Annotated in this window: 14 protein-coding genes; all 14 read left to right on the plus strand. The window is 36.7% G+C overall.

Annotated features, from left to right (window positions below; all coding sequences use genetic code 11):
• Positions 1-68: 68 nt before the first annotated feature.
• The 14 genes from ugpA to ACPF7B_RS01550 all read left to right on the plus strand — a co-directional run bounded on the left by ugpA (position 69) and on the right by ACPF7B_RS01550 (position 14,303).
• On the plus strand, positions 69-947 hold the full coding sequence (gene ugpA / locus ACPF7B_RS01485; protein WP_490505869.1) for a sn-glycerol-3-phosphate ABC transporter permease UgpA: 879 nt from the start codon (positions 69-71) through the stop codon (positions 945-947).
• Between the two features lie 2 nt (positions 948-949).
• Positions 950-1,795: a sn-glycerol-3-phosphate ABC transporter permease UgpE gene (gene ugpE / locus ACPF7B_RS01490; RefSeq protein ID WP_490505870.1), complete on the plus strand. Its 846-nt coding sequence runs from the start codon at positions 950-952 to the stop codon at positions 1,793-1,795.
• A 70-nt stretch (positions 1,796-1,865) separates the two neighbouring features.
• Positions 1,866-2,978 (plus strand): ABC transporter ATP-binding protein, encoded by a 1,113-nt coding sequence (locus ACPF7B_RS01495; protein ID WP_490505871.1) that lies wholly within the window; start codon positions 1,866-1,868, stop codon positions 2,976-2,978.
• A gap of 110 nt (positions 2,979-3,088) precedes the next feature.
• A complete protein-coding gene (locus ACPF7B_RS01500; RefSeq protein WP_490505872.1) occupies positions 3,089-3,979 on the plus strand; it encodes a glycerophosphodiester phosphodiesterase family protein in 891 nt (296 codons plus the stop codon).
• A gap of 142 nt (positions 3,980-4,121) precedes the next feature.
• Positions 4,122-4,751: a hypothetical protein gene (locus tag ACPF7B_RS01505; RefSeq protein ID WP_490505873.1), complete on the plus strand. Its 630-nt coding sequence runs from the start codon at positions 4,122-4,124 to the stop codon at positions 4,749-4,751.
• A 7-nt stretch (positions 4,752-4,758) separates the two neighbouring features.
• Complete coding sequence (locus ACPF7B_RS01510; protein WP_490505874.1) at positions 4,759-5,847, plus strand: hypothetical protein; 1,089 nt, start codon at positions 4,759-4,761, stop codon at positions 5,845-5,847.
• Positions 5,840-7,234, plus strand: coding sequence for a type IV pilus secretin PilQ (gene pilQ / locus ACPF7B_RS01515; protein WP_490505875.1), 1,395 nt, complete (start codon positions 5,840-5,842; stop codon positions 7,232-7,234). The genes ACPF7B_RS01510 and pilQ overlap by 8 nt, the downstream gene beginning before the upstream one ends.
• Before the next feature lie 96 nt (positions 7,235-7,330).
• Positions 7,331-7,885: a shikimate kinase gene (locus ACPF7B_RS01520; RefSeq protein WP_490505876.1), complete on the plus strand. Its 555-nt coding sequence runs from the start codon at positions 7,331-7,333 to the stop codon at positions 7,883-7,885.
• Complete coding sequence (gene aroB, locus ACPF7B_RS01525; protein ID WP_490505877.1) at positions 7,886-8,962, plus strand: 3-dehydroquinate synthase; 1,077 nt, start codon at positions 7,886-7,888, stop codon at positions 8,960-8,962. It begins immediately after the preceding gene.
• A complete protein-coding gene (locus ACPF7B_RS01530) occupies positions 8,963-9,910 on the plus strand; it encodes an AAA family ATPase (RefSeq protein WP_490505878.1) in 948 nt (315 codons plus the stop codon). It begins immediately after the preceding gene.
• 85 nt (positions 9,911-9,995) lie between these two features.
• The gene (locus ACPF7B_RS01535; protein WP_490505879.1) at positions 9,996-11,918 is read left to right on the plus strand and encodes an ATP-binding cassette domain-containing protein; all 1,923 of its coding nucleotides are present in this window, start codon (positions 9,996-9,998) and stop codon (positions 11,916-11,918) included.
• A 53-nt stretch (positions 11,919-11,971) separates the two neighbouring features.
• Positions 11,972-12,328, plus strand: a complete 357-nt coding sequence (locus ACPF7B_RS01540) for an outer membrane protein assembly factor BamE (RefSeq protein ID WP_490505880.1) — start codon at positions 11,972-11,974, stop codon at positions 12,326-12,328.
• Positions 12,329-12,398: 70 nt separating this feature from the next.
• Positions 12,399-13,004 (plus strand): Maf family protein, encoded by a 606-nt coding sequence (locus tag ACPF7B_RS01545; protein WP_490505881.1) that lies wholly within the window; start codon positions 12,399-12,401, stop codon positions 13,002-13,004.
• A 27-nt stretch (positions 13,005-13,031) separates the two neighbouring features.
• Positions 13,032-14,303, plus strand: a complete 1,272-nt coding sequence (locus ACPF7B_RS01550; RefSeq protein WP_490505882.1) for a hypothetical protein — start codon at positions 13,032-13,034, stop codon at positions 14,301-14,303.
• Positions 14,304-14,305 lie beyond the last annotated feature (2 nt).

The raw sequence follows: 14,305 nt of genomic DNA on the forward strand, positions 1-14,305 counted from the left end.
ACGATTAAAGGACGGGGCGGTTTTGGGAGGAGGCGCTTCGTCTTTTATTGTCAGAAAAAAGTGATTCAATGATGAAATTATATTTTAAACAGTACCGATGGTTACCATGGTTTTTGATTCTACCGCAATTAATCGTCATATTAATCTTTTTCTATTGGCCGGCAGTGCAAGCAATGGTTCAGAGTTTTCAACTCGAGGATATGTTTGGACTGAGTCGTGAATGGGTTGGCTTAGAAAATTTTGTAGTACTTTTTGCCGATTCAATTTATCGAGAAGCAATCTACACAACACTCTATTTTTCCTTTTGGGTCACCTTATTGGGTTTAACGATCTCACTCTTTTTAGCCTTTTTTATGCAAAAAATAGCACGTGGTATTACCTTTTATCGTACAGCACTTATTTTGCCATATGCAGTTTCTCCCATTGTTGTCGGCGTACTTTGGACATTTATGTTTGCGCCATCTTTTGGGTTAATTAGCTTTATTATGGGGAAAATTGGTATCGAATGGAATCATCAGATGAATGCCGATCAAGCGATGTGGCTGGTGATTATTGCATCAATCTGGAAGCAGATCTCCTATAACTTCCTATTTTTCTATGCCGGTTTACAGGCGATTCCTAAATCGCTCTCTGAGGCTGCGGCAATCGATGGTGCAGGGCCATGGCGACGATTTTTCACAATTGAATTCCCACTTTTATGGCCAACAACCTTTTTCCTCTGTGTTGTCAATATCGTCTATGTCTTTTTCGACACCTTCGCCATTATTGATGGTTTAACACAAGGTGGTCCGGGGAATGCAACTTCAACGCTTGTATATCGTATCTATTTTGATGGCTTTATGAGTATGAATTACGGAAGTTCAGCCGCACAATCTATTGTTTTAATGGGGTTTGTATTGCTCTTAACGATTATTCAATTCCGTTATATTGATAAAAAGGGAGTCTAAATATGATTGAAAATCGTATTGGCTTACGAATATTGGCTCATTTTATGATTATCATAGCGGTCATAGCAGTCTGTTTTCCCATCTATCTTGCGTTTATTGCCTCAACGCAAACGGCGGAAGAAGTGGTTGACGTGCCAATTTCGTTGCTCCCAGGGAATCAACTTTGGGAAAATTATAAAATCGCACTCTTCGGAACGGAAAATAGCCATTCAGCTCCGGCAGGACGAATGCTCTGGGTCTCTTTAGTGATGACGCTGATTATCGCTATTGGCAAAATTGCTATCTCTATTACCTCTGCTTTTGCGATTGTCTACTTCCGTTTCCCATGCCGCATGCTGCTGTTTTGGATTATCTTTATTACCTTAATGTTACCGGTAGAAGTGCGAATTATTCCCACCTTCGATGTGGTTGCAAATTTACATATGCTCAATAGTTATGCTGGTTTAACAATTCCATTGATCGCATCTGCAACTGCAACGTTTCTTTTTCGACAATTTTATAGCACTGTTCCTGATGAACTTTTAGAAGCGGCTAGAACTGATGGTGCTGGCGCAATGCATTTTTTTAAAGATATTTTATTACCGCTTTCAGTTCCGACGATTGCGGCACTTTTTGTGATTCAATTCATCTATGGCTGGAATCAATATCTTTGGCCACTTTTGATGGCGACTCGTGAAGAGATGTTCCCTATTTCAGTTGGGTTACGTCAAATTATGGGCGCTGGCGATGCGATGGTGGATTGGAACATTGTCATGGCAACGGCCGTTCTGATGTTGATTCCACCGATGATCGTTATTCTCGTGATGCAAAAATGGCTTGTAAAAGGGCTTATCGATAGCGAGAAGTAGATTAATTTGAAGATTTAAATGCAGCAAAAATTTGTTAAAAGTATAGAAAGAATATAAAGGATTGATGATAGTGGCTAAAGTTCAATTAAAAGGAATCACTAAACATTACGGTACAAAACGTAAGCCCGGAGCACTTATTTTAAAAGGGATTGATATTGATATCCTTGATGGCGAATTTATCGTGGTAGTTGGTCCTTCTGGTTGTGGTAAATCGACACTTCTTCGGGTGATTGCCGGTTTAGAGGAATCATCAAGCGGAGTGATTAGAATCGGGGATCGCGATGTTACTGCACTCGAACCATCTCAACGCGATATTGCGATGGTCTTTCAAAATTATGCGCTCTATCCTCACATGACGGTGCGCGAAAATATGGCGTATGGTGTCAAACTCGCGAAAATGCCCAAAGAGGAGATTGATCGTCGAATTCAAGATACTGCCAAAATGCTTGACATTGAGATGCATTTAGACAAAAAACCGAGTGCGCTTTCCGGTGGTCAACGCCAGCGTGTGGCAATGGGACGTGCTATTGTGCGTAAACCAAAACTTTTCCTCTTTGATGAACCGCTCTCCAATTTAGATGCCAAATTACGTACTTCAACGCGATTAGAAATTCGTCGGCGTCATAATGAGATTGGCATTACGTCTCTTTATGTGACGCATGATCAGACAGAAGCAATGACGCTTGCAGATCGAATGATTATCTTAAATGGGGGTGTCATTGAACAGTTCGGCACTCCAGAAGAGATTTTTCATAAACCAGCGTCAACTTTTGTGGCAAATTTTATGGGTTCACCGGCGATGAATCTTCTTGCCGTAAGGCTCGATGAGAATAGTGTTTATTTTAAGGGACAAAAACTCAATGGAGTAATGCCGCCTTCGAAATTGCTTACAAATCATCAAAAAGAGTGGATATTAGGAATTCGCCCCGAGCATATTGTCCTGAATAAAACGGATTCATCACCAGAATCCTCAATCGGAGTCACCCTTTCATTGGCGGAGAATTTAGGTTTAGAAACATTATTGTATAGTGATCTCATGGGGCAGATGATCACTGCGAAAACTTCTCATGCCATTGAAAATATTCAGCAGTTCACATTAGGGGGAGATCTCTCCTTACAATTTCCAAATCAACACTGTTTTTGGTTTGATCCTGCGACGACCAAACGTGTCGAAACAGATTAATATTCATACTTCATCGATATTAATGAAAAAAGCGTTATTCTTAATAGATCGTTGATCACTTGTAAATGGATAATCAATATTACTTTAGAATTTTTCAAAGGATGTGGATCATGATTCAACCGAATAAAAAACTCACCCAGATTTATCCTGCTTTAATTGCGCATCGTGGTGCAGGGAAGGAAGCACCTGAAAACACACTTGCTGCATTTCGTTATGGTGGTGATCAGGGTTTTACAATGTTTGAGTGTGATGTAAAACTTTCACAGGATAAAGAGCTTTTTCTATTGCATGATTCTACATTAATGCGAACAACAAATGGTAAAGGCGATTCTAAAGACCGATCTTGGGCAGAACTCTCTTTACTCGATGCCGGCAGTTGGCATTCAGCGAAATATACCGGCGAGCCGTTAGCGCGCTTTGAGAGTTTAGTGGATTTTATTCTTGATAATGATTATCGCCTTGATGTGGAAATTAAGCCAAATCCCGGTGAAGCCTTTGAAACAGGAAAAGCAGTTGCTCAGTTTTTATTAAAAAAGAGTTATCAACGACTAGAGAAACGTATTGAGGAGTTGCTCCATGACCCAATCGATACTTTTTTTGAACAACTCTATGATGCTTTACTCCCAATGCCGACAGCTAATAGTATTAAGAAGCAGTTCATGTTGAGTTCTTTTGAAGTTGATGCGCTTAAAAGTGCCAAAGAGATTGCTCCACAATTTCCACGGGCGTTACTTCTAGATGATTGGTCAAAAGGAGAGAATGCGATTCTTGAGATTTTAAATGAACTGGAATGTGAAGGTATTATTACAAATTATAAGATTCTCTCACCGGCATTTATTGAACAGTGTCATTACGATGGGCGGTTTGTCATGGTCTATACTGCAAATGATCCTATGGAAATAGAACGGCTCTTTAAGATTGGTGTGGATACAGTCATAACCGATAATATGAGTTTAGATATCGAAACTTATCAAATAATTCGAAAGAATGTGGATATATAACACGTAATCTTTTTTAAAATAAATTATTGTTAGACAGATTCTTGTTTCTCCTTTTGAATTATAAAGGGAGAATTTATTTTTGACGTGAATTTATTCCCATAACCGCTTTATACCTCACTATCCTTAAAAAAAGGAGGTATTTGTGGAGTTTACTATTGAGGAAGTCAAAAGAGAGGATCTTCAAAAATCCACTCATGGAAATTATCAAAAGAATGAACAACGTTTTTCCCACAAAATAAAAGAACGGTTGTTATTTAATTTTGAGATGTTTATCCAGAAAAATTGGTCTTTTTGGAAGCATTTATCACTCAAAAATGAAATAATGATTATTACGCTGTTTTTTCTTTTTATATTATTTCTATCTGTCGGCTTGAGTCAGTGGAATATTGAGCGTTTTAAACAGCAAAATATTGAAATAGAGGGGAAATACTTATCTCTGCATAGCGAACTGCAAGAAAAACTTTTGCAATTTCGTGATAAGGAGGAGATAGTACAAACAGCTCTTACGCTAAATTCCTTTGATTCGATTTCATCTCTTCTATTTCTTTTTAAGATAATTGCAGATGAATGGGATGGCGGACAGTTCCATCGATTGGAAAAAAGTGATTCAAGTATCTCTTTTTTACTCTCTGGGGTAGCTAATGATTATGAGTCGATTTTTAAATTAGAAAAAATCATTAATAATCAGTTTTGGGTGTCGGAAGTGAATATTGATAATAGCTATGGCCAGTTGTTTTTTAATTTTAAATTATCGCCTCCCAATTTCTTATAAAATACTCATGAAGTTAGTCTTACAAGAGCTGATACAATTTTTAAAACGCGACTTAAGTGACTATTCGTTAACTGATTTTAGTAAGCTCTCTAAAGCGGCGAGGTTATTGCTATTATTGTGGATAGGAATTCTGTTTTTTGTAGTTTTTCGAGTGGCTTGGTACTCTTTTTATGAAAAAAAGACTCTTGATTTACTTGAAAAAGAGCAGACGAGTATTACCCAAAAATTATTAAAACAGTCTGAAATTTATCAATCACTTAATTCGTTATTTTCTTTAGAACGTTATCATCAACTGGAAAAATTAGCACCACTGATATCTGCTAAATCTTCTGAAAATCCTTATCAGGTAATGAGTGATATTGTTGAACAAGTTGGATTGTTACTTATCTCGGTTCAACCATTTGAAAGATCTGTGCAATTGATAGAACAGGATGATTTTAAAAATTATTTCAATTCAAGCTCAATGATGACACTCTTTCAAGGGATTGGGGCGGATGATTTTTTAAATAAAATTGAGCAACGATCAGTCCTTCAGCGCACAGAGTTCGATCTATTATTGTGTGGCACTTACCCGAAAATCCTTATACTTTTAGAAACGGTTTCCCAATATTTTAGTGCCGATTTGACAGAGCTCGTCATGTTGGAAGAGACCTCTCTTCAAGAGAGTGATGCACGGTGCGAGAAGGGAAGTTTTCATTTGAAAATTTTTTTATACCCTAAAAGAGATCTATTAAATGCATTAGTAGAGCTTTTTCAAACATCATATTCAGAATTAACACTCATTACACGATTAGAGAATTTATATTATTTTATTCGATCGGCTTATTATCCTCATCTTAAAAAAATGATTAATCAGGCTAACTCTCATTCTTCTAGATTAACGGCATCTGAGACGACTTTAAAGCATCTTTTTGTAAAAATGTCGACATTTAATAATCGGGCTTCTTTCCGAAAAAATGGGGCTGAGAACTTGATTGATGCTAGAGCAACTAATATCCGTGGGAAACTTATGGATGCTCATCAAAATTCTTTTTTCATTACAGAGGATGAGCTTGGTAATCTTTCTTTAAATTTAATGGAAGGTAAAGATGACTAATCAATTATTGGCACGTGTTCGAGCTAAAGCTGATAACGTTAAATTTGTTTATTGGATAGGTTTTTTTGTATTTGTAATCACTATTTTTTCGTTTACGTTTGCTTTTACCGGCGAAAGTGTTGTTAGCGATATAAATTCTGAAGAGCTTCAAGATAAAATGTCGGTAGAGATACAACAAAGTGTTATAGCTCAGCTAGAGAATGATACATATTCGATTAAGGTACAAGATATTTCACTCGTACGTCTTATTGCATTATTAGCAGAAAAAAGCGGTAAAAATATTATTCTTCAGCCAGGGCTTGATCAACAAATTTCTATTGTTCTGAATCAGCTCTCTTTAGAAGAAATTTTAGATACTTTATTGCTCTATGGGGATCTTTATCGCACTGAAGTGAATGGTGTGAACTATATAACCGATGCTAAAACACATTATCGTCTCACAAAAGGAGATATTAAAACTGAAGTGATAACCCTTAATTTTGCAGATGCTGAAGAGATTCTTTCAGCATTAGAAAGTCATTTATTTGATGGTGGTGTTGAGCGTAATAATGTACGTTCCTTAAGTATTGATACGCGTTTAAATCAAATTATTGTGACAGAACAACAAACTGAGATTGATAAGATCCGGCAAGTGATTGCTAAACTCGATCATCCAGCAAAACAGGTTGAAATTTCAGCGTATATTGTTGCAGCTTTTGATGATTTTGCGAAGGAGCTAGGGATTAATTGGGGAGTAGATTATGCGAAAGGCGTTTATAATATTGGGGGTACTATTCCTGATGGTGATGGTACTGGTAACTTTAGTAAAAAGGTTGGAAACCTTACCTCGTTAGGCGCTGTAAAGCCAAATTTTTCTTTAGGCTATATGGTATTAGGTAGAGGAATACATTTAGGTTTAGAGTTATCTGCGATGCAATCTGAAGGTCGTGGAGAAATTATTTCGAACCCCGTTGTATTAACAACAAGCCGAAAAGCAGCATATATCAAACAGGGAACGGAAGTAGCATATTCAACAAGTTCTAATGACGGCACTAATACGCAATTTAAAGAAGCAGTTATGGAATTAAATGTTAAGCCTCACATTACTCCAACCGATCATATTATGATTGACATCTTTATTTCTAAAGATGAAATAGGTGGTTATAGTCAAAAAGGTGAGCCTGTTATTGCCAAAAAAGAGTTGAGAACTCAGGCAAATGTCAAACATGGTGAAACCATTATTATAGGCGGAATTTATGAATATGAAAACTCGACTACTATGGAAGAAGTACCATTTTTGAGCCGATTACCGTTACTAGGTGCACTTTTTAAAAAAGAGAGTAATCGCAGGCGTAAAGCAGAATTATTAATTTTTATAACACCTAAAATAGTTGATACACTGCTGTAATTATTCTTAAAAATAATCGTTTGAAAGAATATAATTTAAGCGATTGTTTTTTAATATTTAAGGGCGTAGCGATTATAATATTGCTAGAGATGGGTTATGGTGCGAAAAAATATTTATTTAGTGGGACCTATGGGGGCGGGGAAATCAACAATTGGGAAATTGTTAGCAAAAGAACTTGAGTATGAGTTTAAGGATAGTGATTATCACGTTGAGCAGATAACAGGAGTGACGATTCCCTATATTTTTGAGGTAGAAGGGGAGGAAGGCTTTAGAAAACGTGAACAAAATGCCATTGAGCATCTTTGTGCTCAAGAGTCGATTGTTCTAGCAACAGGTGGCGGAGTAATTATGCGTAATGAGAATCGACAACAGCTTAAAAATAATAGCCTTGTGTTCTATTTGAATGTCTCTCCTGCGATGCAATATGAGCGAATTCGGTTTGATAATCAGCGGCCTTTGTTACAAAATGAGAATCCTCAGAAAGTTCTTGAAGATCTTTATACGCTTCGAGATCCTCTTTATCGTGAGGTTGCAGATTACATAATTTATTCAGATAATATCCCGCCTAAAACAGTGGTAAGTGGTATTATAGAGAGCATTATTGAAGAAAAAATGCCCTATCCTGAATGGCTAATAGGAAACAAAAAATAGATGAAGACTTTAACGGTTGATTTAGCAGATCGCTCATACAATATTGATATCGCTCCAAATCTGTTGGCTGCTTTTTCATTTAAAGAGCGATTTCCTTATGAACAGCGCCTAGTACTGACTAATAATACAATTTATGCTTTACATTCTGATAGGATTCTCTCATTGGTAGATGGTAATCGTGAACAAGTTGTGATTATTGAAGATGGAGAGTCTTATAAAAATCTCGAGTCTTTTTCGGAAGTGCATACGCGTTTATTGGAGCTAGAATTTAATCGTAAAAGTCTCTTGATTGCTTTTGGTGGGGGGGTTATTGGAGATTTAGGTGGCTTTGTGGCAAGCACCTATCAGCGAGGGATTGATTTTATTCAGATTCCAACGACGCTTTTAGCACAGGTTGATAGTTCAGTGGGAGGAAAAACAGCTGTTAATCATCCACTGGGCAAGAATATGATTGGAACGTTTTATCAGCCAAAACAAGTTTTAATTGATCTCTCATTATTGAAAACTTTACCGCAACGGGAGTATGTTAGCGGACTTGCTGAAGTTTTAAAATATGGGTTTATTCAAGATGATCAGTTTTTAGAATGGATGCGTGAGCATTATCAACAGATTTTAGCGAAAGACTCAGATATTATTGCTGAAATGATTTATCGTTCTTGTGAATATAAAAAAGCGATTGTTAATCAGGATGAGCGTGAATCAGGAATTCGTGCAACGCTTAATCTGGGTCACACATTTGGTCATGCAATCGAAAAATTAATGAAGTATCGTGGAATATTACATGGTGAAGCCGTAGCTATCGGAATTAATATGGCGGGTTATCTTTCATGTCGGATGGGGTTTATTAATAAAAAAGATCAGCTCTATATCACTTCATTGTTACATCTATTTAATTTGCCATGCGAGTCACCTGTTACATTCTCAGCTCAACAGTTTTTTAATGTCATGCGTTTGGATAAGAAGAATGTTTCTCACAAAATTCGCTTTGTGCTTTTAGAAACGATAGGCAAAGCAATCATGATAGATGATATTCCGGAAGAGTTTATTGTTGAAGCAATAGAGTTTGGGATGCCGTAGATGCAAAGTAAAGATCTTTTATATGCTTTGCCATGGCTAGAATTAGGGCCAACTGAAGAAGTTATGCGAAGAATAGAACAGCATATCTATTCAGAAAGAGGAGACTTCTACTCAATTTTTGGTCCTTCTGGATGTGGTAAAACACGATTTATGATTGAGCTTAGTAAGCGAATTGATCAATACGATCACATCGTTGCGCGTCCTATTAGAGCGGGGAAAGAGGCAATTTATACACAAATTGCAACAATTTTAGATTGTGAAGCGGATGAGTTTGAAATTACTGAACGTCTAAAACAAGTTCCTCCAACAGGCCTAAAGATGGTATTGTTAATTGACGACGCTGATCGTCTCACTAACGAAGAGCTTGTTTTCTTGCATCGAATAAAAGAACGTATTAATAAATTATCTCAGTATAAAAGTATTGTCTTAATTCTTTTGATGGATCTTAATAATCAAGATATTTTTTCCAAAGAGATTTTGTTACATTCTAATAGCTATACGTTACCTCCAATAAATTTAACGCAAGTACGTGAACTTCTAAATCATCTTTATCGTTTTTATGGGAAAAATCATAATTTTAGTGCGACAGAGTTAAAGAAGTTGCATGCATTTTCGTATGGATATCCGGGGCGTGTAGTTAGACTCGTTGAACTTGATTTGGCACCTCGAAGAAAGAAAATAGGAACTAAGTTTTTTTTTACAGGACTATTTTTTTTAATTCTTATCGTAATTTTACTGGGTTCTTTGATATTCCGTGATCAATTACAAGAACAATGGCAGCTTATTTCTACCAATCATGTGGAGCAAGACGAGCAAAATAGAGCAATACCAAAGTCACTGATTTCGGCACGCTATTATGATGTTGTTATCGACTTCATTGAGAAAGAAGCTCAAAAACGGGATTTTTTACCGCAAGGAATCATTATTATTCAAGGATCATCGAGTTAAATAATAGTGAAGAATTATGCCAAAGATTAAATTAGGATCTTGAGGATCTTTATTTAAGCATCGGCAAAAATAGAGGATATTACATATGGTGTTATTGCGTTTACAAGATATTTCGCTCTCTTACGGGGCGAGACCGTTACTTAAAGATGTCAATTTTGCAATTTCAAAAGGTGAGCGAGTTTGTCTTGTTGGACGAAATGGAGAGGGAAAATCTTCGCTGTTACGAGTTGTCGCAAAAGAGGTAAATCCCGATGATGGCGAAATTATCCATAATAGTGATTTAAAAATTGCTAAGTTAGACCAAGAGATTCCAGAGAAGCTGGATGAAACAGTTTATGAAGTTGTGACAAGTGGCTTAAGTGCCGTTGGTGAAAAATTGCAACAATATCACCAATTAATTGATGCCGGAGAGTCGGTTGATCTAGAAAAGCTTGGTCGATTACAACAGGAGCTTGATCGGCTAAATGCTTGGACGATTGATCAAAAAGTTTCGGAAGTTTTAACCCGTCTAGAACTTGATGGCACAATAGTGATGTCTAATCTTTCAGGCGGATGGATTCGACGAGTATTATTAGCAAAAGTACTTGTTAGTGATCCTGACTTGATTTTGCTTGATGAACCTACAAATCATCTTGATATTGAGATGATTGAATGGCTTGAAAGAACTTTAATTGAACTTTACCAAGGTGCGTTACTTTTTGTCTCTCATGACCGACATTTTCTCGATAAAATAGCGACTAAAATTATTGAGCTCGATCGCGGGCATCTTACAGAGTATCCCGGCTCATATAGTGACTATCAGAAGTTTAAGGCAATTGAACTTCATAATGAAGCTCAAGAGAATGCGTTGTTTGATAAACGGCTGGCGGAAGAAGAAGTCTGGATTCGTCAGGGAATTAAAGCACGCCGCACGCGTAATGAAGGGCGTGTACGTGCGCTAAAAGCAATGCGTGAAGAGCGAAGCACAAGAATTGATCGACAGGGAAAGGCGACTTTGCATCATGAAGAGGCTAAAAAATCGGGAAAACGGGTTATTTTAGCAGAGCAGGTTTATTTAACGTTGGGTGATAAGCTTCTCATTCAAGACTTTAATTTCACATTAATGCGTGGTGATAAAGTTGGAATTATTGGGCCTAATGGAGCCGGTAAATCGACGTTAGTAAAAGTGCTATTAGGTGATATTATCCCAGATAGCGGTGTTGTAGAGTTAGGAACACAACTTGAAATTGCTTATTTTGATCAACTGCGTAGTAAACTAGATTTAGAAGCAACAGTTATCGATAACGTTGGGGAAGGCAGTGATTTTATTGATATTCAAGGAAAAAAACGCCATGTAATTAGTTGGTTACAAGATTTTATGTTTACCCCTGAACGATCAAGAAGTCCAGTGAAGTCCCTTTCTGGTGGAGAGCGTAATCGTCTCTTATTGGCAAAACTTTTTGCAAAGCCATTCAATTTTTTAGTTATGGATGAGCCGACAAATGATCTTGATGTTGAAACGCTTGAACTATTAGAGGATCTCATAGGCAATTATGAGGGAACTTTATTGTTAATCTCACATGATCGTGCTTTTCTTGATAGCGTGGTCACTTCTGTTTTAGTGTTTGAAGAAGAAGGTCGGATTGAAGAATATATTGGTGGTTATTCTGACTGGCAGAATAAGGTTAAAGAGTTAGGTAAAATTCCGAAGAAAAATTTTAAAAAAGTTAAGCAATCAACGCAGATAGCGTCAACACAAAAAAACCTGGCACATTCAAATACCCAAACAAATGGTAATGCATCTAAACGAAAATTAAGTTATAAAGAGACCCGTGAGCTAGAAGAATTACCAGGTGAGATTGCACAGATAGAATCGGCTATTGAAGATTTAGAGACTCTAGTGCAATCTTCCTCTTTTTATCAGGAGGATCATCAGTTTCAGTCGGAAAAATTAACAGAATTAGCCGATAAAAATCAGTTATTAGAGAAAAAATATGAAAGATGGCTTGATCTTGAAAATAATTCATAGAAATTTATCGAAAAAAAGGTATGATTGAGCTCTGTTCTTCTAGGAGAAAGATAATGAAAAAAATTAAAAGTTTCATATTATTAGGTTTATTTGTAGCGATTACCGGTTGCTCTATGCATCGGGTAGATGTTTATCAAGGGAATTTTATTGAAAAGCAACGGCTTGAAAATTTGTCCCCGGGTATGAGTAAATCCGATGTCCAGCTTTTACTTGGAACTCCGTTAGTGCGAGATGTATATGATACTCGGGTTTGGTATTATGTCTTTTATCACTCAACATCTGAAGGGAAGACTAAAGAGCTTCAACGTTTACGTCTACATTTTGATGAAAATGGTCGTTATCAATATTATGATGGAGATATTACGCCCGAGATTCCCGTGGAAGATATCTCTGTGACAGAAGTCATTTAAATATCTAAATAAATGATATAAATGACGTTATTGTATTACAATAACTCTTTGATATTTTAGTGACTTAACAATGAATAATTTAAAAATTCTATTAGCTTCTAAATCTCCTAGAAGAAAGGAGCTGTTAGAGCAATTAGGTTTGAATTATAAAACGCTTGCAATAGAGGTAGATGAAACGGTTCATCTACCTATTTTGCCTGAAAACTATGTTAAAAACATGGCTGAAGCGAAAGTATTGCAAGCATTATCGCAAGGCAATATAGATTTAGCCGTTGGACAAATTTTATTGTCTGCAGACACTGCATTAAGTTATAACGGTAAAATTTTAGGAAAACCTCGTGATAAATCAGATTTTAATGAGATGATGCGATGTTTATCTAATCACACTCATACGGTTTTTTCTGCTATTACGTTGGCAGGAACCTTTGAAGGTAAGATAAAATTTGTATCGAAGCTTAATGAAAGCCGAGTCTCGTTTTCGGTATTGCCACAAAATTTTATTGACCAATATTGGGAGAGTGGAGAACCTTGCGATAAAGCTGGTGGTTATGCGATACAAGGAAAGATGGCGGGATATATTAGATATATTGAAGGAAGCTATTCTGGTGTGATGGGGCTACCATTATTTGAACTGCGCGAAGCGTTAGAAGAATTTGGCCATTACCTTAAAGGTTAAAGAATTATTAATTGAGTTAATAGAGTTATGAATGAAAAAGATCATGAAAACCCAGTAGATTCTACTAGAAATAGTACGGTTGAAGATGGTGAGAATGAAGGGATTACATCAGATAATCAATTGACGCAAAAAGACGCGAGAACACTGTATAGTGATGTTATGGTCGATCCTTCTGAGCTAGAAAAACATGATGACTTTCAATTTACTATCGAAGATATTGAGATAGTAGAAGAGACAAAAGACGCCCCCTTTACTGTTCTGAGCAGTAATCAAGCAGTTGATCTTGAAGCATCTGTTGCAGATATTCCTGAAATTGTACCAGAGCCCAAGTTATATGAGGAGGTACGCCAAGAGCCGAAGTTAAGCACTGTTAGTATTGATGAATTTCGAGCAGTTGATAAAAATAATGTAGAAATGCAACAGAAAGAATCTTTTACGAGAGAAGAGCAGGCGTCTGAAACAGCGCTTCCAACAAAGAAGAAAGGGAGTAAATTAGGTATGGGGTGGTTCCAAGGATTTAATTTATTTGTATTAGGTATTCTCTTTATTGGCTTAGCGATTTTTGCCTATTTTATGTTTGGAGATGAATCGTTATATTCGGGGAAGGTTCCAAAGTATGTTGTTATTCATAATGACGAATCAGGTTCGATGGCTGCTTTAAATCCTGTGATTCCTGAAGAAGAACGCAAGTCGTATATTTATGTACCAAAAGCTCCAAGAATTGTTGAAACGGAAACTGTTGCTGAGCAGACAAAGCCAGTTTTAGACCATACGGATAAAACAACTCAGGTAACCACTATTCAGATGGATTCTAATAATGATGATGCTACTATTACCGAAGAGGTTGTAGCAAGTGAAAATTCAGTATCAGATGCGGGATTGACGCTATTATCTTTAGATCATAATGCAGAGGGGCTCTCACAAGAAGATCTTGCATTGGTTGACGGATATCTATTACAAGGAGATACTGCATTTATACAAGGTAATTATGTTGGAGTCAATCAAGATGATGCTTACTATTACTATACTGAAGTTTTGGGAATGGATCCAGTTAACAGCAGAGCTCAACAGGGTTTGAAAGCGATTGCAGATGTTTATTATACAAGTGCTAGGGATGCTTACAATTATGGTAATTACGATATAGCTCAGCAATATTTAGCGATAGGACTGGTTGTTTCGCCAGATCATCGCCCATTGCTACAACTCCAGCAACAGTTAGAGCAAAACTTTAATGCAGATGTGCTCAATTCATATCCTGATACGAATAATGGTGTAATTGGAGAATTTAATTTTAATTAGTG

The organism is Ignatzschineria sp. 22MB058224, from assembly GCF_058188435.1.